At 47.0% G+C, this 20074-nt stretch carries 18 protein-coding genes and 4 pseudogenes; 11 read left to right on the plus strand and 11 right to left on the minus strand.

Annotation, left to right across the window (positions count from 1 at the left end; translation table 11 throughout):
- Positions 1 to 292 precede the first annotated feature (292 nt).
- Genes DFQ01_RS29260 through DFQ01_RS29270 form a run of 3 tightly spaced genes read left to right on the plus strand, consistent with a single transcriptional unit; the run spans position 293 to position 3598 of the window.
- Entirely contained in the window at positions 293 to 1153 is an 861-nt protein-coding gene (locus DFQ01_RS29260; protein ID WP_110047477.1) for an ABC transporter ATP-binding protein, read from the plus strand.
- A gap of 10 nt (positions 1154 to 1163) precedes the next feature.
- The gene (locus DFQ01_RS29265; RefSeq protein ID WP_110047478.1) at positions 1164 to 2798 is read left to right on the plus strand and encodes a hypothetical protein; all 1635 of its coding nucleotides are present in this window, start codon (positions 1164 to 1166) and stop codon (positions 2796 to 2798) included.
- Positions 2795 to 3598 carry a DUF4097 family beta strand repeat-containing protein gene (locus tag DFQ01_RS29270; RefSeq protein WP_110047479.1) on the plus strand — a complete coding sequence of 268 codons (804 nt, stop codon included), beginning with the start codon at positions 2795 to 2797 and terminating at the stop codon, positions 3596 to 3598. The genes DFQ01_RS29265 and DFQ01_RS29270 overlap by 4 nt, the downstream gene beginning before the upstream one ends.
- An 84-nt stretch (positions 3599 to 3682) precedes the next feature.
- Here the strand turns inward: DFQ01_RS29270 and DFQ01_RS29275 are convergent, their stop codons facing one another.
- Both DFQ01_RS29275 and DFQ01_RS29280 read right to left on the minus strand, forming a co-directional pair.
- Complete coding sequence (locus tag DFQ01_RS29275) at positions 3683 to 4792, minus strand: sensor histidine kinase (RefSeq protein WP_110047480.1); 1110 nt, start codon at positions 4790 to 4792, stop codon at positions 3683 to 3685.
- Positions 4793 to 4802: 10 nt separating this feature from the next.
- A complete protein-coding gene (locus tag DFQ01_RS29280) occupies positions 4803 to 5519 on the minus strand; it encodes a response regulator transcription factor (protein ID WP_110047481.1) in 717 nt (238 codons plus the stop codon).
- A 547-nt stretch (positions 5520 to 6066) separates the two neighbouring features.
- Between DFQ01_RS29280 and DFQ01_RS29290 the strand changes: the two genes are divergently transcribed.
- The gene (locus DFQ01_RS29290) at positions 6067 to 6495 is read left to right on the plus strand and encodes a MerR family transcriptional regulator (RefSeq protein ID WP_110047482.1); all 429 of its coding nucleotides are present in this window, start codon (positions 6067 to 6069) and stop codon (positions 6493 to 6495) included.
- A 41-nt stretch (positions 6496 to 6536) separates the two neighbouring features.
- Here the strand turns inward: DFQ01_RS29290 and DFQ01_RS29295 are convergent.
- From DFQ01_RS29295 to DFQ01_RS29305, 3 genes and pseudogenes are all read right to left on the minus strand, one after another.
- Positions 6537 to 7007 (minus strand): annotated as a pseudogene (locus tag DFQ01_RS29295) (alpha/beta hydrolase family protein); the annotation flags it as partial.
- Between the two features lie 173 nt (positions 7008 to 7180).
- Positions 7181 to 7819, minus strand: a complete 639-nt coding sequence (locus DFQ01_RS29300; RefSeq protein WP_110047483.1) for a nitroreductase family protein — start codon at positions 7817 to 7819, stop codon at positions 7181 to 7183.
- A gap of 27 nt (positions 7820 to 7846) precedes the next feature.
- Positions 7847 to 8455, minus strand: coding sequence for a TetR/AcrR family transcriptional regulator (locus tag DFQ01_RS29305; RefSeq protein WP_110047484.1), 609 nt, complete (start codon positions 8453 to 8455; stop codon positions 7847 to 7849).
- Between the two features lie 130 nt (positions 8456 to 8585).
- Here DFQ01_RS29305 and DFQ01_RS29310 point away from each other — a divergent pair, with 130 nt between their 5' ends.
- Entirely contained in the window at positions 8586 to 9764 is a 1179-nt protein-coding gene (locus DFQ01_RS29310; RefSeq protein ID WP_110047485.1) for an MFS transporter, read from the plus strand.
- 121 nt (positions 9765 to 9885) lie between these two features.
- On the opposite strand, the pseudogene DFQ01_RS31825 reads toward DFQ01_RS29310, so the two are convergent.
- Positions 9886 to 9987: pseudogene (locus DFQ01_RS31825) on the minus strand (transposase); the annotation flags it as partial.
- Between the two features lie 164 nt (positions 9988 to 10151).
- On the opposite strand from DFQ01_RS31825, the gene DFQ01_RS29320 reads away from it, so the two are divergent.
- From DFQ01_RS29320 to DFQ01_RS32275, 3 genes and pseudogenes are all read left to right on the plus strand, one after another.
- Positions 10152 to 10880, plus strand: a complete 729-nt coding sequence (locus DFQ01_RS29320; protein WP_110047487.1) for an SDR family oxidoreductase — start codon at positions 10152 to 10154, stop codon at positions 10878 to 10880.
- Positions 10881 to 10906: 26 nt separating this feature from the next.
- A complete protein-coding gene (locus tag DFQ01_RS29325) occupies positions 10907 to 11332 on the plus strand; it encodes a MerR family transcriptional regulator (RefSeq protein WP_110047488.1) in 426 nt (141 codons plus the stop codon).
- 506 nt (positions 11333 to 11838) lie between these two features.
- Positions 11839 to 12033, plus strand: a pseudogene (locus DFQ01_RS32275) (DUF3889 domain-containing protein); the annotation flags it as partial.
- A 401-nt stretch (positions 12034 to 12434) separates the two neighbouring features.
- Here the strand turns inward: DFQ01_RS32275 and DFQ01_RS29345 are convergent.
- Positions 12435 to 12797 (minus strand): annotated as a pseudogene (locus tag DFQ01_RS29345) (IS110 family transposase); the annotation flags it as partial.
- Between DFQ01_RS29345 and DFQ01_RS29350 the strand changes: the two are divergent.
- On the plus strand, positions 12768 to 13142 hold the full coding sequence (locus DFQ01_RS29350; protein WP_342770023.1) for a cyclic-phosphate processing receiver domain-containing protein: 375 nt from the start codon (positions 12768 to 12770) through the stop codon (positions 13140 to 13142). The pseudogene DFQ01_RS29345 and the gene DFQ01_RS29350 sit on opposite strands and share 30 nt — an antisense overlap.
- 155 nt (positions 13143 to 13297) lie before the next feature.
- On the opposite strand, the gene DFQ01_RS32280 is transcribed toward DFQ01_RS29350, so the two are convergent.
- Positions 13298 to 13426 (minus strand): hypothetical protein, encoded by a 129-nt coding sequence (locus DFQ01_RS32280; RefSeq protein ID WP_425452450.1) that lies wholly within the window; start codon positions 13424 to 13426, stop codon positions 13298 to 13300.
- Positions 13427 to 13697: 271 nt separating this feature from the next.
- On the opposite strand from DFQ01_RS32280, the gene DFQ01_RS29360 reads away from it, so the two are divergent.
- Both DFQ01_RS29360 and DFQ01_RS29365 read left to right on the plus strand, forming a co-directional pair.
- Entirely contained in the window at positions 13698 to 14483 is a 786-nt protein-coding gene (locus DFQ01_RS29360) for an arylamine N-acetyltransferase family protein (RefSeq protein WP_110047492.1), read from the plus strand.
- A gap of 325 nt (positions 14484 to 14808) precedes the next feature.
- On the plus strand, positions 14809 to 16095 hold the full coding sequence (locus DFQ01_RS29365; RefSeq protein ID WP_110047493.1) for an ABC transporter substrate-binding protein: 1287 nt from the start codon (positions 14809 to 14811) through the stop codon (positions 16093 to 16095).
- A 311-nt stretch (positions 16096 to 16406) separates the two neighbouring features.
- On the opposite strand, the gene DFQ01_RS29370 is transcribed toward DFQ01_RS29365, so the two are convergent.
- From DFQ01_RS29370 to DFQ01_RS29380, 3 genes are all read right to left on the minus strand, one after another.
- A complete protein-coding gene (locus DFQ01_RS29370) occupies positions 16407 to 17588 on the minus strand; it encodes a glycoside hydrolase family 130 protein (protein WP_110047494.1) in 1182 nt (393 codons plus the stop codon).
- Positions 17589 to 17658: 70 nt separating this feature from the next.
- Positions 17659 to 18870: an AGE family epimerase/isomerase gene (locus tag DFQ01_RS29375; protein ID WP_245946935.1), complete on the minus strand. Its 1212-nt coding sequence runs from the start codon at positions 18868 to 18870 to the stop codon at positions 17659 to 17661.
- Positions 18867 to 19835: a glycoside hydrolase family 113 gene (locus tag DFQ01_RS29380; protein WP_110047495.1), complete on the minus strand. Its 969-nt coding sequence runs from the start codon at positions 19833 to 19835 to the stop codon at positions 18867 to 18869. Before DFQ01_RS29380 ends, DFQ01_RS29375 begins: the two co-directional genes overlap by 4 nt.
- Between the last annotated feature and the right edge of the window lie 239 nt (positions 19836 to 20074).

Genomic DNA, 20074 nt, shown 5'->3' on the forward strand with positions numbered 1-20074 from the left:
GAGGTCGGGTGGCTTTCGCTTGCCCATAATTTGCTCAAGAAGGTGGCAGTTGATAGAAGAATCAAAAAGGCGATTCAGGGATGACCCCCTGAACCGCCTTTTTTTGCTTTTTTTCAATAAATTGAGCTAGCTCATCAGTTAGTTGACCTACTTTTGGGACAGCCCCGTTTTTTTGTTCCGCAACCATGGTTCATTCCTTTTAATCTAGTTTTAATTTGCTTTTACTATTTTTTTAAACACGCCAACTATACTAACGACATAGACGACTGAGCAAAGGTGTGGTGAACCAATCATGGAATTGAAAATCGAGCAGGTTACCAAAGTGTACGGATCAAAGCAAGCTCTTAATCGTGTAACGCTGCATTTAAAACCGGGCATCCTCGGGCTGCTTGGTCCCAATGGGGCCGGCAAATCTACTTTAATGAGAATGCTTGTCACGATCGAGAAGCCGACCCAAGGAACCATTACGTGGAACGGTATAGACATCGCTAGCAACCCGGATGCATTACGAGCTGATCTAGGGTACCTGCCGCAGGACTTTGGCGTATATCCCAATATGAATCCTGTTGAGTTCCTGTCCTATATGGCTGCTATGAAAGGGATGGCCAACAAGAGCGCCAAGAAGAGAATTAATGAACTCCTTGAGGTTTTGAATTTAGCTAATGATCGTAAACGGCTGCTCGGAGGATTCTCAGGAGGAATGAAGCAGCGGGTTGGTATCGCGCAAGCTCTGCTGAATGACCCTTCACTATTGATCGTCGACGAGCCGACAGTTGGGCTAGACCCTGAAGAACGCATTCGGTTCCGAAATCTGTTATCTACGATGTCTTCGGATCGAATCGTTATTTTATCCACTCATATTGTGACCGATATTGAGTCGATCGCGCCGCAAATTGCTATTCTATCAAAAGGAAGGCTAGTGACGCATACGACACCAGAAGGTCTGATGCAGGTAGCGGATCACAAGGTATGGCAAAGCGTCATTCCGACTTCGAATCTTCGTGAAATGCAGGAGAGGTATACGATCAGCAGCGCGATACATCGAAGCGATGGTGTGCATGCAAGAATCGTGTCCGAGCATCAGCCAAGTCAGAATGCAGTGTCGATGCCTTCTTCGCTGGAAGACGCTTATTTGTATGCCGTAGCACAATAGGAGGAAAGTTATGGGTGAAGCGCTGGACGCTTATTATAGCTTGGTCCGAAATAACCTGATCAGACAAATGCGAAGCTACTCGTTCCTGCTTATTGTGCTGATCACGTTGTTTGTTGGTTATGCTAGTGTGCCATCGGCTTCAGATGGGTACCAGGTTTTCTACATCGGCGGGGTTCGAGGCATCTACAACTCTGCCTGGCTGGGCGGTATGGTCACGATGCTATCAACATTGCTCGTATGGCTGTTTGCTTTCTTTATGCTAAGAAGCCAAATTTCCGAGGACGGGCGGTTAAAAGTAGGACAAATCGTAGCTTCTACGCCAGTTAGTAATTTTCGCTATATTGCTAGTAAGGCGATATCTAACTTTGTTGTACTCGTTGCGATCGAGGTGATCCTATTTCTAGCTTTCATGGTGATGCAGCTCATACGGGGCGAGAGCTATCAGCTGCAAATCAATGACTATTTGTCCCCGTTTGTCATTATCGTTATGCCTTCTATGCTAGTGCTAGCTGCACTAACGGTGTTCTTTGATGTGTTTCCTGGCATTAAGGGCGTAATTGGCAATATCATCTTTTTTGCCCTGTGGATATGTTTTAGCGTCATCTCGATCGCGAGTCCAAACAATTTCTGGGATGTGTTTGGTCTGGAGTCCATTCGTACCGATATGGTTCAAGAGGCGACGCTTCATTATCCTTTTCTTGCGACGAGCGAGGAAGGCGGCAGCTTCGGGTACTACTCGAATGATGGGGACGTTGCAACATTCATATGGCAAGGCGTAGATTGGGATAGCCATCTACTAACGCTTCGGCTCATTTGGGCGTGCATTGCGATCTGTATTCTGATTCTCTCATCGCTCGTATTCAATCGATTCAGAAACGAGCGGTCGAAGAAGAATCCGTTGGCCATACAGCAACTGATTGGCTTGTCCGATGCGAAGGTACAGGCTAAGCCAGCATTGGATCATTATGAATTTAAGTTAACGCCTGTGTCAAAAGAACGGAAGCTGCGGATTGGACGACTAGCTAGAGCTGACTTGTTCGTCATGTTGAAAGATAACTCCATCTGGTGGTATATCATTGTGCTTGGATGTTTAGGGGGCAGTCTTCTGCTGTCGCTTGATCGCATCGGCAGCTGGATGCCAGTTGTCGCCGTGCTGCCAATTGCACTATGGTCGCAAATGGGGACGAGGGAAAAATATCACTTCACGTGGGACATGATCGCATCCAGCTGCCCTCCGCTATATCGTTTCTTTAGTGTGTGGTTTGCTGGTATTGCTGCCAGCTTGCTTGTTTCTGCAGGTGTGCTTGTCCGTTATGCGATCGAGCAGCAATGGTCATCCGTCGGCTCGTGGTTGGTGGCAGCGGTCTTCATTCCAACGCTTGCGATGACGCTAGGGATGATCAGTGGTTCCAGAAAGCTGTTCGAAGTGCTGTATATGCTGTTGTGGTATTTGGGGCCAATCAACGACATTCCTTACCTCGACTTTCTGGGTGCGACAACGGATCATAGCGAGATTTACGCCGTCGCGACAGTTATTCTGCTTGCGGTTGCGCTATTCGTACAGCAATTCAAAGAGAAGCGCTTCGTTTCAATCGCTGCAGATAAGGAAAGGATCAAGCAATATTCTGAAGGAGGCATGTCATGAGAACCTATAAGTTGAAGATGGCTTTGGTCGCATACGCAGCAGCAGCGGCACTCATCATGTCCGGATGCGACTCTGATTCCGAGTCGACATCGGGGCAAGCCGAACAAACCTTTCGTGCAGATAAGGTCATGGAAATTGCAATTCAAACGGATGGGCAAAATATCGAAATTGTACCGTCAAGTGGATCGGACATACGGATTAACTCGAAATCGGGCAAGGAGGTTCCGGCTGAGTTGAATGGGGATGTGTTGAGCATTCATTTTGAAAGCTCCGCAGGCATCCACTTCAAGACGGACCGGCTGCATATCGAAATTCCGAGCAAGACATATCGTAAGATTAGTCTTGCTTCCGAGTCAGGGCACATTGAGGGACAGCAGCTTGATGCGAATGAGCTCGTATTGTCCGGCGGCTCTGGTAAAATCGAGGTTAGCGGCTACACGGGAAGCCGAATCGAAGGCCATTCTGCAGCAGGCAATATTGAATTGACGGATGTGGAAGGCGAGCTGAATATTGATAATGATACAGGTGATGTCAATATTGGATATGTTGGGCAAATAACGAATAAAAGCAGCATAACAACCGGCACCGGCGATGTTCAGTTGAAATTTGACCATAAGCCAGACGCACTGTCGATCGATGCTTCTTCGGAATCGGGTAAAATCAAAACCTCGTTAGTCGACGAATCCAAAGTAAGTGACGATGGCGCAGGAAAGCTGTTAAGAACGACGATCGGCTCTGAGTCCAGTGAAACGCCGAGTCTCAAGATTCGAACGTCGACAGGGAATATAAGTCTGGAATAGGCGCCGTTTCTTTAAATATAAGACATTAATAAAGCCAATCAGCTGTGCTGATTGGCTCTTTTGCATGAAATGAATGCTGACGTGTTAGTAATTCAAAGCGGTATTCTTCGGTAGTGTAATAAAGAAAGTCGTTCCTTCGGATACCTTGCTCTGCACCGAAATGGTACCGCCGTGAGCAACGATTAAGCTTTTGACGATCGCCATACCAAGCCCGGTACCGAACTCCTTCGAATTCGTGGTTGTCCCTCGATCATACTTATTGAACAGATGGCTGAGCGTTTCTTGATCCATGCCGACTCCTGTATCTTTGATTATCAAGGTTGCAGCATGAGCATTCTCGCTGGATAAGTGAACGCTAATATTCGTTCCAGGAGGATTGTGCAGGATGGCGTTCATAATCAAATTCTGAATGGCGCGGTACAGCAGCTTTGAATCAAATGAGAGGATTAGCGTATCGCAATCAGAGTGGAAATTCAAATCATACGCTTGAAGACGGGGGTCGTTCCATGTATCGGCTAATAAGCTTCTGATGAACTCGACAACGTCACTTGGCTCCAAATGAATCGGAATGACCGATTCATTCTGGTTCATCTGCAGCGAAAGACTTAAGTCTTGAATCAAGTCTTCCATATGCTTCCCCTTCCTCATGATCTCCGTAATGAAGGAACGCTGTTCTTCACTGCTCCACGTGTAATCCTCATTAAGCAGCAGCGCGGAGTAACCAGAGATATAGGTAAGAGGTGTCTTCAAGTCATGTGAGATTCCCGCTATCCAATCACGTTTCAACTCTTCGAGCTTGGCTCGTTCCAGCTCGGCTTGCTGCAAATTAACGCCTAATTCTTCAATATTCGTAATGACCTCGCTGTACAAGCGATAGGGAGCTTTAAGCTTATTTTTTTTCGTGTAGATTCTATTCGTATTTGTTGGTATAGCTGGCTCTCGAGATAAGTTGGAAATCCACGTAATAATGAGCCATATCGGACTGCTGAAATACCAGCTGAACAGAGCGCTCGACAAGCCGATATTGACGGCGAATGCAAGGAAGACAATAAGATCGTAGCTTTCCATTTCTTCTGTAAGGCCTAGTGCTGGGAGCAGCACTTCGACAGTCAGCATAATAGAAAGCCCCATGCTTATGAGCCATGCAATAAGTCCAAGAATAAAATGGATGCTGAAACGAAGCTTTATTTTCATAATGGCATCCTTAGACCGGCGGTATGAACTTATACCCGATCCCTTTCAAATTAACGATCACTTCGGGGATTCGAGGATTCGTTTCGAGTTTTTTGCGAATTTTGGAGATGTGCATAGCGACCGTTTTCTCTCCTCCATAATGAGGATCCTCGCCCCATACGAATTGATAAATTTGGTTTGACGTATAGATGCGATTCGGGTTCTTGAAGAAAAAGGTGAGCAGTTCAAGCTCCTTGGCCGTGCACTCGATCGGTTGATCGTCTACGCTAAGGCAAGCGTCAGCAGGCTTTAATACAAGGTTTCCATATCGATACTCTTTGTGGTGTATGGTTTCGTTGGGGACTGACCGGGTTATATTCTGTCGCCGGAGCAGCGCTTGAATTCTTGCTACAACCTCCATTGGATTGAAAGGCTTCGTGATATAGTCATCTCCACCGATACCGAGTCCTGTAAGTTTATCGAAATCGCTTGAGCAGGCACTGATAAAAATAAGCGGAGCATTCGTGATGGCCCGAATCTGATTACATAGTTCGAAGCCGTGTATATCAGGAAGCATAATGTCTAGCAAAATGACGTCGAAGGGGGGTCGCTGAAGAAGCGTTAACGCTTCTCTGCCTGATGTACACGTAAATATTGAAACAAAGCGTTCCTTCTTAAGCGTAATTTCCAGCAGCTTCAGAATGCCCTCCTCATCATCGACAAGCAATAGCCTTTCGGATCTATTCAAATGAAAATTCCTCCTATCATTTCCAATATTTTAACCGATTGTTCTTGATGGTTGCAATGAAGAAGGAGGAGGGGATGATAATGGGGGAGGGGGACATTTACTTCAGCAATGCGTGGATTATCGATATAATAGGAGAATAGTTGGTTATATCTTTTCCATTGGAGCGTGTTGTCGTATTTCGTGAAGATAGCCGAGGAATTCGGCTTGGAGAACATGGGGATCGAAGAGATTAAGCAGCTGGCTGCATGTGCACGCGAGGTCCATCGCAATTTATAAAACTCCCTCGAAATGATTCAGTTTCCTCACTCAGACTCATGAATTCGCAGGATTTCATCCTATAGTTAAATTGAAGATAAGGATGATAGGGGAGCCGGTGGCTGGGATATACGGCCACCGATTTAAATCGCAATACGGGTTATCGTTCAGTCGAGCAAGCCGCCAGGATTATAATTCGCCTTGCTACGCTTCCAGAAGAGGGGCCAACAGGAGGTTTCTTTGATGAGAATGGCGAAGTACCTTGGTAATTATGACTTAAGGGGACGATCTTATGCAGGAATTTCCGGAGATAGTAACCTCCATAAAGCAAGCTGCAGAATTAACAGGTTTGACGGAAGATACAATTCGTTATTATGAGAAAATTGGATTGTTGCCTTATGCTGACCGAAAACGAAACGGGCATCGGGTTTACAGCAGTGACCAGATCAGAGGGATCATATTTTTAACCCGGTTGAGAGCAACAGGGATGACGTTAGAAGAAATGAAACGTTATCGAGAACTTTCAAATATTGGTAACGATACGATGCCTCTTAGACTGTCCATACTCGAAAAGCACAAACAAAAAATCCAAAAAGAAATCTCCAGATTGTATGAAACCGAAAAAATCATTGAATATAAAATCGACCACTATCGTGAGATCTCCCAAAATCCAGATCTTAGCGATACCAACTGTACCCCTGCTGTAAGTGGAGACCTGTAGACTGTGTAATCAATCTGAAATAACTTTATCTCTTCATTTACCATTTTCATAAAGCTATCTTCCCAGACCCCGACAGCAAAATCCGTCAAGGAGTCAAATCCCTGCTCACGATAAAGTTCTTCCTTATAAAATCCCTGCGATAAGCCCCATCCCGCATAGACACGGCCAACAGCGCATAACTGCCGAAGTCAGCCGGTTTAATTTGCTCAATCGAGGCCAACTGCAGCCATGAGCGGTGCTTTCATTCCGTCTAGGACCAAATACGTTTGGGGCCAAGTTTTTGCAACTCCGGCGAAAGGCGTAATTCGTTCTACCATGTCTGGATAACTGGCTCCCCATTGATAGGATTGAATGCCTCCCATTGACAATCCGACTACTAGAGCGATCTTTTGAATGCCGAATTTTTCGGTCAACAGCCTATGCTGGAATTTAACGTTGTCATAGATGGTTACCTGCGGAAAATTAGCTCTGTCGAATGGCGGAGGCGTGTTGCTTGGAGACGATGATAATCCTCACAATTATGTTATCTTTCATAGAAGCAGCAAGGGAAGTTCTCGTTATAGAGAATTAATGGGAAGGAACTGCACCAATCGGACGGATTAGTTGAGAAAACGGCAGCCAATATCGGCTACCGTTTCTGTGTGTTTTGTTCTTTGGGCTATCGTAGCCGATAGTTACGTTGTACTTATTTCCATTGCGCGATATCGTGAACCGGCAATCGAACGGGAGGTCGGCTTTCGGCTGCCGCTTTGCCGATCGAAATAATAACGATGGGGATGTAACGCGAGGCATCTAGCCCGAATGCTTCTGCAATCTTGTCTTTGTTAAATCCGGCCATCGGATTGGTGGCGTAGCCATGCGCGTAAGCGGATAGTAATAATTGCATAGATACAAGTCCGCCGTCAACCATAATGGATTCACGCTTTTCTTGTATGGAGAAACGATCAAATAGAGGTGCGACAGTCGATAGAATCTTTTCTTTCATCTCCTGCGGCAAGTAGCCGAGTTCTACTGCTTTGCCGTATATCTCATCGGCACGGTCCGTAAACTGGAGATCGCCGAACACGGCAATGACGGCGGAGGAGGTAAAGATTTGCGTCGAATTAAACGGCGCAAGCTCGATCAGCTTCTCCTTGGCTTCCTCGCTTTCTATGACAACAAACCGCCACGGCTGCAAATTGAACGATGACGGCGCAAGAGTAGCTTCCTTCAAGATTTGGCTCATTTCCTCCCGGCTGATTTTGACCTCCGGATCGTATTTTTTAATGGTACGCCGTCCGTGAATAACCTCGTTAAAATCCAGAACCGTACTTGATTTAGTCATGCAGTGTTCCTGCCTTCCTTTGATATATTAAGCATCGGGAGATACGAGAGGGCTGCCGACAAGCAAACGGTCGATAAAATCGGTCAGCGTTTGTCGTTTCGCTTCATATTCTTGTTCATTCCAATCAAAAATACCTTTGTCAAACCAGAAGGAAGCGCCAACTAGTAAAAATTCCACAGCCAGTTCCGGCTGCCGAACATGGAATATTCCTTCTTCCACGCCTTGTTGAACGATTTGCCGAGCATAGGGGAGTAAGGCCATGATCTCGGCGACAATCCATTTCTGATGCAGGGTGCTGTTGATTTCTTGATGCAGGTATTCAAATACGTCTACGTCTTCCTCGTTCGGGGAAGCTTCCGTAAATAGACGTGTAAGCTTATCGAGAGCATTCCATTGCGTACTATCGACCAAGTCCTTTACTTTTTCGAGCCGCGAGGCCAGGGTGCGCTCGCAGGCAGCATGGATGACTTCTTCTTTGGACTGGAAATAATAATAGAACGTTCCTTGTGCCACTCCGATTTTCTTGACGATATCGCTGACCGAAGTCTGTTCGTAGCCCTTGGAAGCAAACAACTCCATTGCGGCATTCACAATCTCATCTTTTCGTTCCTGCGGATCCTTGGATATTCTGGGCATGTGAAGACCTCCTTTTTATCACTCCTATCCTATTTTAAATATATCCAATTGACTGAATATCAGTCAATGTAATAAACTCATTCTATCAATCGACTGACAGTCAGTCAATAATGAGATCTGGAGGATTTTTATGAACAAACAAAAGATATTATTTGTGCTTGGACTCTCTGCCGCGATAGTTTCTCTTGCGCAAAGCTTATATGTCCCGTTGCTCCCCGACATGCAGCGTGACCTTCACACTTCCTTGTCTATGGCCAACCTCACCGTTACCTTATTTACGATCGCGATGGCTGTGATGCAGGTGGTACTCGGACCTGTTGTAGATCGTAACGGTCGCAAAAAAATTCTGATTCCCGGCATGATTATTTATGTACTGGCTACGATTGGATGTACGTTTTCGTTTTCGATTGAAATGCTGCTTATCTTCCGCATCATTCAAGGAATTGGTGCGGCAGCTGTACCACTGGTTGCGGCAACCATGATTGGAGATGTATTCGAAGGAAAGAAACGGGCCGAAAGTATGGCCACGTACCAAATGATATTAGGAATCTCGCCTGCAATTGGCCCTCTGATTGGCGGCTTAATCGGATCCGTGTTCGGATACTCCGGTACCTTTGTTTTTGCGGCGGCAAGTGCCGTTATCATAATGTTTATCGCTCTGTTCGTACTCCCCGAAACCAAACCGACAACTTCAACCTTAACAGGAAAACAGGTTGGACTAAACGCATTCAGACGGATTTTTCAAAGTAAAACCGGCCGTGTCGTGTTGTTGAGCGGTTTTGTTCTCTATGATGTCTTTTACACCTTTATCGTATTTCTGCCAATGATATTGGAGTCCCAATATGACCTGGGTGCTGCGAACATCGGCTTTTTTTCTCTTGCCTTAATGGCCTTTAATCTTGTCGGCAGCAAGCTCAGCGGCAGACTTCAAAGCAAAATCGGTACTGTAAAATCGTTGTTATGGGTCAGTTCCTCTATCGTAGGATGTCTTGTGATTTTTATTTTTGCCGCCAAACTTTCGCTTATAACACTGCTTCTAGCCTTAATGCTCACCGGCTTCGTGAACGGATTGGCTATGCCTGTGATGCCTACCTTATTATCAGCAGAATTCGTTCAAGAGAGAGCAACCGCGATGGGGGTCTACAACTTTGTTCGCTACCTGGGCATGGCTGCGGCGCCGATGATTGGGAGTGTTTTATATCTGGTTGGAGGTACAGACTTGTTAATCGGCGTAACGGCTGTTTTTGTAGGAGCGGTTGTAATTGTCACTCGTCAATTATTGCCGTCGAAGGGTAAGCAGAGGGCTTAACTTCCAACACTTTAAAACACGCACTAGCTCAAACTCGCAATGTGAGCAAGGAATACGCAAAGATTCCGATAGGGGGCATTCCATGATAGCTCCCAAGGAACGTAACGGCATTCACAAGCTGACATTTGGGACAGTGAAACCCCTCGGGCCACATCAACTTGTACAAATGCTGATGGCAGGCTTCCTCGGTTTGGAATATTTTTTGGAACTGAATCAAATTCATCGGTTCTTTCTTTGCTATAAGAATCGCCCCCGAACAAACGTTTGTTCCGCATTGTAGGCGGAAAATGAATTTGGCATGTATAACTTGACTTGGAGTACACTCCAAGTTGTAAATTTAAGTATGTCAGCAAAGTCAAACCAACTATAGTGAAAAGAGGTAACACCATGCAACATGCAAGGACCGTTCTGATTACCGGAGCTAACAAAGGTATTGGATACGAAACGGCTAGACAATTGGGAGCTATGGGATTTACGATCCTGCTTGGAACGCGAAACGAGGAGAAAGGAAAGGATGCAGCAGCTGGGTTGGCAAATGAAGGAGTGAATGCTCGCCATATTTTGTTGGATGTTACAAACCAACATACGATCGAAGCTGCATCCAAGAAAATTGAAGAAGAATTTGGGTCGCTCGACGTATTGATAAATAACGCTGGAGTGTCATTGGAAAGAGGCGTTTCCCCAAGTCAGCTTGAGTTGTCTGTCTTAAAAGAAACCTTTGAGATTAATTTTTTCGGCATGTTTGCTGTAACGAGAGCAATGCTTCCCTTATTACTAAAGTCTCCATGCGGTAGAATTGTCAACCTATCGAGCGGCCTCGGTTCTTTAACCATCAATAGCGATCCCGAATCCGCATTCGCACGTTTCAATTTGCTGGCTTACAATAGCTCCAAAACAGCTGTTAACGCTTTAACCGTAATGCTTGCCAAAGAATTTAACAATACGACACTGAAAATCAATGCTGCTGATCCTGGTTATACGGCTACCGATTTAAATCGACATACGGGCTATCGTTCGGTAGAGCAGGCCGCCGGGATTGTCATTCGCCTTGCGACGCTTCCGGAAGTTGGGCCAACAGGTGGTTTCTTTGATGAGAATGGCGAAATTCCTTGGTAACAATAATGAAGGGAAGGATTCTATAAATGGAAATTCCAGAGGTTGTGACCTCTATAAAGCAAGCTACAGAATTAACAGGTTTAACGGAAGACACCATTCGTTATTATGAGAAAATTGGACTGCTGCCTTATGCAGATCGAAAACGAAACGGGCATCGGGTTTATCGTAGGGAACAGATTCAAAGCATCATTTTTCTAACCCGATTAAAGGCAACAGGGATGACGATAGAAGAAATGAAACGTTATCGAGAACTTTCAAGTCTCGGCAACGATACGGTTCCTTTAAGACTCTCTATACTGGAAGAGCACCATCAAAAGATTCAAAAAGAAATTGCAAGATTGTTTGAGGTTCAAAGAATCATTGAATATAAAATCGATCACTATCGTGAGATCACTCAAAATCCAGATCTTAGCGATACTAATTGTGCTTCTACTATTAAGAATGACCTGTAGACTGTATAGTCTCCGGAGATAACTTTATCTCATCATTTAAAATGCCAACGTTAGTGGCGTGAGCGTTTTAAACTATATATTTTTATGCATCCTCAATTTCAGAAGAAGGGAATAGGCCAAGCCTTAGTAAAGAAATACTTCAAGAGGCGGAGCGGTTCGGGTTGGAAATTGTGACTTTGACCTACGATTCAAAACATACGTCATTTTATTCAGAGAGTGGATTCATAACCTTGTTCTGGAGGCTTATGGAGGAAAAATGAATAAGCTGAGGAACTATAGTTCAAAATACACAACGGCAACCAGCGAAGAAGCGCGGTTGCCGTTTTTCATTCGACTAAAGGGCTGGGCGGATAACGGGATAATAACAGAAAATTCATGCATGGAGGCAAGAATGTACCGTTCTTTGCTTTGTTTTTTCATTGCATTGATTGTGCTACCACCTAGGTATGTTTATGCAGTCCCTGATTACGTGAAGTTTGGGGAAATAGCCATGAGAGACACAAAAACGCTACCCAAATGTGACCATTGTTGATTATTTGCATATAGGTCGTTCGGTCATTTCTCCATCGCAGGCGGAGGAAAAATTCAAGCTTTGGCTCCGTCGTCGAGATCAATCAAAATTCGGCGTGCATGTTTCGGTTATATTCAACTCGAAAACCGCAGAGGTACAATCGATACAGTTAAACGAAACAGATAGATGATCAGAATCAATTGGTCAGTCCAACGGACCGTTAAGCTCCCTCGAAATGATTCGGTTTCCTCACTCAGACTCATGAATTCGCAGGATTTCATCCTGTAGTTAAATAGAAGACAAGGATGATCGGGGAGCCGGTGGCTGGGAGATAGAGAATTGGGCATGAGGAAATAAAGGTGATTATGGACCACCCACATTGTTCCATAATTCGCACGTCTCCACTTCGCCCTAGCGATTCTCACTCCCATGTCTCAACGGGTCATAGCCCTTTCATTCCTTCGTCACATCTAACTACGGGGTGGAGGTCGGTCTTTCTAACGGAACGGGTCCGAGCCCTTTTGCGTAACGTCTTCCGATACTCCGTGCTTCTTGTCATCCTGCGAATACTTGAGCTGGTGAGGATCGTTTGGTTTTACGCTGCTTGTGGGAATACCTTTCCACATTGTAACGGTGTGCCGCTCGGATTTCCGGGTTTGTCATGACCATACTCATCGTCATGAGATAAAGAAAATGACGTAAACGAGGTCGGCCTCGTTTGCTGAGAACCATCTTACCTCGCCATTTCCCTGAACTAGCTTCAGCTAGATTTAAACCGGCATGGCGAAGCAAAGCATTCCCGTGAGCATATCCGCTTAGATCACCAGCCTCACCGAGTACACCCGCTAAATTCGTTACATAAACGCCTCGTATTTCAAGCAGCTGCTGTGCATAAGGAATATGCTCAAGAATGAGGCGGAGCTCGTGCTCGATTTGTTCAAGCTGGCGCAGAGCCTTTATCTCCATGACTTAAGAGACTGTCCAGAAGGCTTTATTGTGGTTAGGACTTTTGAAGAAGCGGTGCAAGCTTTTAAAGAAAATCCGATAAATTTGCTGTCGCTTGATCACGACTTAGGCGAGGACGAGCACGGAAACGAATTGCCTAATGGCTACGACTTCGTTAAGTATTTTTGCGAAAATGGCTTGAGGGCCAATAAAATATTTCTACATACAGACAATCCTGTGGGTCGAAAGAATATGTACGAAACACTACTTGCTGCGCAACGCAGAGGTTTTATTGATGCCGATATTGAGATATTCCATTATTCAATTACACGAAACAAGTATTCAGGAGACTAATAATGTTTTACTTTAATGGGAGTTACGATTCCAGACGATAACATCCGTACCTTCGTCCGTGATAAAAGAAGGATAATGCAGTTGATCTACGATTTTCTGCAAAACTATCGTATCCGGCCCTCCGTTATTTGGCGCTGCGACGACGTTCGCCACGTTTACATTGGCCAGATCGAACAGATGCTTCTGCTCATCATCGTCAAGCTGTGCGCTTTGCTGATACTTAGCAGCACTTCCGGCGAAGGATTAACCTCCTTGCCTTGCTCCAGCCAGGTATAGTAAGTCACGCTTATATGGGCAAGATAAGAGACTTCTTCTCTTCGAAGCCCCGGAGTACGTCTTCGTCCGGGCAGCGGTTCGAGGATATAGATGATCGGGTTCTTTACGCTCCCTAACGGGAAATATTAGTTCATTTTAGGCAGCAGTAGTCTAGACTTTCCTCTCGTCCATGACTACTGCTGTTTCGTTTGTTGGGTTAGTCTATTTGCTAAATTTGATTAGATCGATATACTTGAGCACATAGCACGACATATAAAACGAACGAAGAGGTAATCCATTATGAACAAAGTAATACGTCCAATACTTCGTCAAAGACTAGGCCTTCCAGACAATGAGATCATTACGTTTGAGAATTTAGAAGATATCTTAATCAAAATGGCTAAAGAAATTCCTTTTGAAAATCTGAGCATAATCGAGAATCGCAATGCTGCGATCACCATGGACAATCTATATAACAAAATGATCCTTCGTAACGAGGGAGGCTTGTGTTATGAACTGAATACGGTTCTTTATTATTTTCTATCCGAGAACGGTTTTCATACAACGATGACTAGAGGTATCACCTACGACCATAATGAGAATCGATGGAGCGCTAGCGGAAGAACGCATATCTTCAATTTAATTGAACATAATGGACAGTCGTATATTGTTGACTCTGGATTCGGAGGAAACCTGCCTTTAAAACCGGTTCCTTTAAACGGGGAAGTCATTGTATCGGACAACGGCGAATTTCGAGTGGAAAGAGTGAGCAGCGAGCACGGCGATTGCCTGTTCTATATGAAATTGAAGCATAAACATGCTGATTGGAAGATAGGCTATGCATTTGATTCAACCAAGGAGATAAAGGACTTATCGGAATTAGATGACGTACAGAGCATAATCGTTCACCACCCGCAGTCACGGTTTAACAAGAAGCCCTTACTAACTAAGCGTACCGATCGAGGGACCATCACGTTAACGGATTGTTCCTTTACGCAGTGGATAGATGGCATCGAGCATAAGCAAGAAATTAATGACGAGAGGTTTAGGGATTTGCTGAAAACGCATTTTGACTGGAATTGTTAATGACAGGATGGATTGTAATCGTTCTTTCGTTATCATCATGCGAGTCTTCGAGTCTTCGAGAATGGGTATCTCAGCCGTTCATGTTGAGATGCCCTTTTTGTATGCTTGCGAATAAGAGGAAGTAAATGTTATTTTTGTTATTCGCAAAATGTTTATATTTCCTAAACTGTTATTCCGTTAGCCTTGCGACATGTGGTATTCTTAGCATAGTAGTAAAACGTTTTCATGAATGTTCGGATAAGCAGGATAAGAATGTATGAGCCGCATTGGTGAAAGGCTTAACGTATCGATGCGTTAACGTTCATGATGCTGAAGGAGGCGGGTTATGCGGAAGACAATTGGACTTGTGTTAGTCGCAGCACTCGCTGCATCGTGGGCGTTGGCAGGTTGTTCGAGCAAGCAAGCAGAGGATGAGAACTCCGCGGGTATGGGGAATGCACCAGCGGCAACAAGCAGCACGCTGACCGTACTGACGAACCGGGTCGATCTGGTCGAAAATGGGACGATGCGCAAGTACGCGGAGCCGTTCGAACAGAAGCATCCCGGCGTGACGGTGGAGTTTCAAGGCTTCAGCAACTATACCGCCGATATTATGGCGCATCTGTCTACGCAGAACATGGGGGATGTACTGCTGCTGCCTGCGAATATGCTGGCGCAGGATTTTCCGCGGTATTTTGAACCGCTGCCGGACGAGATGTTTGATTCCATTCGATTCGCAGACTACAAGGCGTACGACGGCGTGCGATATGGGATTGCATCGGGTGTCTCGACGGTAGGCGTCGTATATAATAAGAAGGCTTTCGCGAAGGCGGGCATCGATAAGCCACCAGTCACGCTCGCCGAGTTCTATGAGGCTTGCAAGAAGTTGAAGCAGACGGGAATCACCCCGGTGTACCTCAATTATGGTGCGCAATGGCCGCTCAAAATATGGGGAGAAGAGTTCGTCAGCTACATGACGGGAGACCCCGAATATCTTAATAAAATGGTCGATTCCGACAAGCCGTGGGATCTGAACAATCCATGGGGCCAGTCGATGCGAATCGTGAAGACGCTCATTGATGGCGGCTATACGGAGCAGGGGCTGTTCAACAACCAGTGGGAGCTGTCGAAAAAGAAGATCGCCGATGGCGAAGCGGCTATGTCGATCAACGGCAACTGGGTCATTAAGCAGGTGATCGAAGCGGGAGCAAGCTCGGACGATATCGGCTTCTTCCCGTTCCCATACGACGATGGGGAGAAGCGATTCGCGCCGCTTGTGCCGGACTGGTTCGTTGGCGTGAGCAAGTTCAGCACAAACAAAGAGCTAGCGAAGGAATGGGTGGATTACTTCGTCAAGCAGTCTGGGTATATAGAAGACGAAGGATTCCTATCGGTCCGGGTCAATGAGCAGTTGTCCGTATCGCCGCAGCAGGAGCAGTTCCAATCGTACAAGCCAACCTTCGTTGAGAATGTTCCGCCAAGCGATCAGATTCTCCAAATCGCAGAGAAAGCCAAGTTGACGCTCTGGTCGGGCGACTACATCCAAGAATGGATTGCTTCCGCCGACCTGCAGCAGACGTTCGAGCAGTATAATACGAGATGGCAGGAAGCTCGGAAGCAGATTATTAAATAACGGCAGAACATATCTCGATATTCACGTGAAAGAACCTCAACTCCACTTTGAAGTGGGGGTTGAGGTTCTTTGCGTGAGTGAACAATAGCGCTATCTGGACTGAAGACCAACCAAGCTAAAGCTTTGGTTTTCTTGCGCTTTTGCAGAGATTGCGGCACCGGTTTTGATCTACCACAGCGCTCAACAAGTGCTTATGGGAGACCCTAGGTTTGTTACTGGGACCTGCTGATCTATCCGGATGAATCAGATCATCATGTGCATGCATTTTGCAGGTTTGCAACCAACGACTTCTTCTTTTACCGAGTCGTTCGTTATTTCGATGCCATCCCCAGATTGCGCTCAATCAGTCCAATCCGCTGCTGCACGCATGCGTATGAACGAAGCGGGTCCTCTGGCGTATTCATTGCATAGTCGAGCAGTTGATCCACCGTTGTCGTTGCAACATGGCAGCGCGTATCGGAGGAAGCGTAGTAGATGTAGACGTCTCCGTTGTCCTGCGCGATAACGCCGTTGCAGAATACAACGTTCGAGACGTCGCCAACGCGCTCGATGCCTTCCGGCGCAATGAAGTGTCCGCCAGGACGGTGGGTAACGACATTCGGACGATCGAGCTCCGACAGGAAGACGTAGAGCACATAACGAAGGCCAGCAGCTGTGTTGCGAACGCCGTGCGCGATATGGAGCCAGCCTTTATCCGTCTTGATCGGAGCGGGACCTTGACCGTTCTTCACTTCCTTGATCGTGTGGTAGTGACGATGGTCGATAATCGATTCGCTCTCAATAACGGCATTTTCGATCGAGCTGGACAGCCCCCAGCCAATGCCGCCGCCTGAGCCAGTATCGATGAAGCCGTCCTGCGGACGGGTGTAGAAGGCATATTGGCCATCCACAAACTCTGGATGCAGAACAACGTTGCGCTGCTGATTGGAGCTTGTCTTCAGGTCAGCGAGGCGCTCCCAATCTACGAGGTCCTTCGTACGGACGATGCCGCATTGCGCAACTGCGCTGGACAGATCGCCAGGCGCCGCTTGCGGATCTTTGCGCTCGGTGCAGAACAAGCCGTAAATCCAGCCGTCCTCATGTTTGACGAGACGCATGTCGTATACGTTAATGTCCGGATTCTCTGTCTCCGGCAGCACGACAGGGCGGTCCCAGAAGCGGAAGCCGTCAATGCCGTTGTCGCTCTCGGCAACGGCGAAGAACGATTTGCGGTCATGGCCTTCGACGCGGGCGACGAGATAGAACTTGCCGTTCAGCGCAATCGCGCCAGGATTGAAGACGCAGTTGATGCCCAGACGTTCCATAAAATACGGGTTCGTCTCTGGGTTGAAGTCGTATTTCCAGATCAGCGGCGCGTGTTCGGCTGTCAGGACGGGATTCTCGTAGCGGTCGAAAATGCCGTTGCCGATCGCAGCCTTCGTATTCGGGCGGGCAATGAGCTGCTCATAGTGATCCGTTAGCTGTTGTTTGCGTGTGCGAAATGTTTCATTCATGGATGAGTTCCTCCGATATTCATAATTTCAATTTCTACATCAATTTCGATTTCAATTCCGATTCCGTAGGTTAACGTTCCAGGCGTTCCAGCATTTCGAAGCAGGCGCGACCGTTATGATAAGGGCATTTCCATGCGCCAACCTTCGGATGGCCTGCAGTTGGCTGACCTTCTCGCGTTACGCTCCAGTACCATTCGCCATTCGTTCGGTCGACGAGGTAGGTTTGAATGAAATGCCAAGAGTGAGAAGCGGCTGCCGCATAACGCGAGTCGCCGGACAGCTGGTAGGCGTTGTAGAAGCCAACAACTGCTTCCGCCTGCGGCCACCAATCCTTATTCGTATCGATAAATCCGTGCTGATTCGCTTCGTTCGGAATGCCGCCGTCGGGATCAACACCCTCCAGCAGCGTTGCTTCAGCCATCTTAAGCGCGACTACTTTCACTTTGGCGAGCAGTTCTTGCTCGCCGAGCACCTCCGCAGCCTCGTGCAGCAGCCAGCTGCCTTCAATGTCATGACCGTAAGAGATGTGGTCGGACTTGTTGCTCCATTGCTCATCGAAGAACAGCTTGAAGTGTCCCGTTTCCTGATCGACAATATGCTTCACTGTGATCTCGATCAGCTCCCGCAGGGCGAGCTTCAGCTCTTCAGAAGGCCATACGCGATACAGGTTCGTATACCCTTCTAGTACGTGAAGATGGGTGTTCATCGATTTCTTCTCATTAAGATCCTTGTTGCTCAGACTTAGCTCATCGGTTGCCGTCCAGTCGGCTGCGAGTGCTTCGATATAGCCGAGGTGGATCGGGTCTCGGCCATGGCGTTCGATCAACCGGAACAGCTCGATCGCTTCATCGAGCGCCTGTTGATTGCTCGTGGCGCGGTAATATTCGGACAAGGCATAGATGCCGAACGCTTGGCCGTAAATCTGTTTTTTGTCAGAAGAAGGGCTGCCTTCCGAATCCAGCATCCAATACAGTCCGCCATTGCTCGCGTCAGCGAAGTGTTCCTTGACATAAAGATAAGCGCGTTCCGCTGCATCTAAGTAGCTCTTGCTCTTGAACTGACGATAAGCCGCCGAGAACGTCCACAGGATGCGGGTGTTTAGGACAAGGCTTTTCTCCGCATCATCTACACGCGACATGTCTTGGCGAATCTCTCCAACGAAACCGCCGCGGATCGGGTCCGGCGCATGCTGCAGCCAGAAGCCGAGAATGTTGTCGCTCAGCTCTCGTTGAATTTCGTCAGCCCATCGCTGCTTCGATATTGCCGTCATTGTCATTGTCATCGCGTTGATGTCTCCCGTTCCTTCACCTTCTGTGAATAGTAGTTCGCTACAGCAGCCTCGCCGGACTTCGCATACATGCAGTAATCATCGTTAGCAGATGCTTCGTTCTCTGCGTACATAATCGCCGGCCAATCCCACAGCATGAAGCCGCGTACCCATTCGCGCTTATCGCATCGTTCGAACATTGTCTCCAGGTAGAGCCTCTGAACCGACGCATCCGGTGCGCCGGCGAGGTTCCAGTCATTCGGCAGATGCTCGGAGCCTTGGCGGCTTGGGCACCCGGCTTCCATGAAGAAGAACGGCTTGCCATGCTTCTTGACGACTGCTTCGATCCGATCAAGCTGGCGATCCCAATCGCCGATCGGATAATAACCGCTTGCGGAGATGACGTCGACGGCATCCCACCACGAGACGCGATCCTCTTGATATTTGTCGCAATTGTAGGTGATCGTTCCGGAATATACGGCTCTAACGTGGTCGATCAGCATTCTCCATTCGGTTTCACGACGGTCGGTCTGAACCATTTCACAGCCGATGCACAGCATCTCGCAGCCGGTCTCCTCGGCAATTGCCGCATAGTGGAGGATGAAAGCAGTATACGAGGCGAACCACTCGGACCACTTCGGTTCACAGGGCACATCGTGATCGAAGAAGTTAATGTGCGCCCGCCAAGTGCCATCGGCACAATTGACGACCGGCTTCAAGCAAACGTTAAGTCCAAGCTGCTTCGCTTTATAGATCGCATTGCGGACTTCCTCGTCCGTTACGGTGGGTTCCTCTTGATAATGAATAGTAGTCGCCTGCGGGTGCGCTTGGTAAGCCGCGAACGTAATAGCTGTCCAATTGACCTTCAGACGATCGGCCATCAGCTCCATCGATTGCATCGCTTCGGGCTTCGCCCAAGTGCCTCTAACGCCTGTCCATCCCCATGTCATTCCACCAATAAAATCATCTGGTCTGCTCATTAAACAACTCTCCAATCATTTTGTTAGCATAACAAATTTATGATCTGTTATCATAAGTAAACCGTATGATGCTGCGTTTGGCAATAGCTCGGAATGAAAAAGTTAATGGAAACGCTTCACCTCTTATTAATGGGGCAGAAAAGATTGAAAAGTTACCGTATTCCACAAAGTTACAGTCCGTTCTTAAGTTTTTACGTTTGTCGGATAAAGAAGTAATTTGAAGACTAGAAAAGATAATT

Origin of the sequence: Paenibacillus cellulosilyticus, assembly GCF_003182255.1 — a bacterium.
Taxonomy (GTDB): domain Bacteria; phylum Bacillota; class Bacilli; order Paenibacillales; family Paenibacillaceae; genus Paenibacillus_T; species Paenibacillus_T cellulosilyticus.

Excerpts from the sequence above, each read along its gene's own strand:
- DFQ01_RS29300 (WP_110047483.1), bottom strand. The coding sequence starts at position 7,819 with ATGACTAAATCAAGTACGGTTCTGGATTTTAACGAGGTTATTCACGGA.
- DFQ01_RS29290 (WP_110047482.1), top strand. The coding sequence starts at position 6,067 with ATGCAGGAATTTCCGGAGATAGTAACCTCCATAAAGCAAGCTGCAGAA.
- DFQ01_RS29360 (WP_110047492.1), top strand. The coding sequence starts at position 13,698 with ATGAACAAAGTAATACGTCCAATACTTCGTCAAAGACTAGGCCTTCCA.
- DFQ01_RS29305 (WP_110047484.1), bottom strand. The coding sequence starts at position 8,455 with ATGCCCAGAATATCCAAGGATCCGCAGGAACGAAAAGATGAGATTGTG.
- DFQ01_RS29310 (WP_110047485.1), top strand. The coding sequence starts at position 8,586 with ATGAACAAACAAAAGATATTATTTGTGCTTGGACTCTCTGCCGCGATA.
- DFQ01_RS29370 (WP_110047494.1), bottom strand. The coding sequence starts at position 17,588 with ATGAATGAAACATTTCGCACACGCAAACAACAGCTAACGGATCACTAT.
- DFQ01_RS29270 (WP_110047479.1), top strand. The coding sequence starts at position 2,795 with ATGAGAACCTATAAGTTGAAGATGGCTTTGGTCGCATACGCAGCAGCA.
- DFQ01_RS29265 (WP_110047478.1), top strand. The coding sequence starts at position 1,164 with ATGGGTGAAGCGCTGGACGCTTATTATAGCTTGGTCCGAAATAACCTG.
- DFQ01_RS29375 (WP_245946935.1), bottom strand. The coding sequence starts at position 18,870 with ATGACAATGACAATGACGGCAATATCGAAGCAGCGATGGGCTGACGAA.
- DFQ01_RS29275 (WP_110047480.1), bottom strand. The coding sequence starts at position 4,792 with ATGAAAATAAAGCTTCGTTTCAGCATCCATTTTATTCTTGGACTTATT.
- DFQ01_RS29380 (WP_110047495.1), bottom strand. The coding sequence starts at position 19,835 with ATGAGCAGACCAGATGATTTTATTGGTGGAATGACATGGGGATGGACA.
- DFQ01_RS29320 (WP_110047487.1), top strand. The coding sequence starts at position 10,152 with ATGCAACATGCAAGGACCGTTCTGATTACCGGAGCTAACAAAGGTATT.
- DFQ01_RS29325 (WP_110047488.1), top strand. The coding sequence starts at position 10,907 with ATGGAAATTCCAGAGGTTGTGACCTCTATAAAGCAAGCTACAGAATTA.
- DFQ01_RS29260 (WP_110047477.1), top strand. The coding sequence starts at position 293 with ATGGAATTGAAAATCGAGCAGGTTACCAAAGTGTACGGATCAAAGCAA.
- DFQ01_RS29365 (WP_110047493.1), top strand. The coding sequence starts at position 14,809 with ATGCGGAAGACAATTGGACTTGTGTTAGTCGCAGCACTCGCTGCATCG.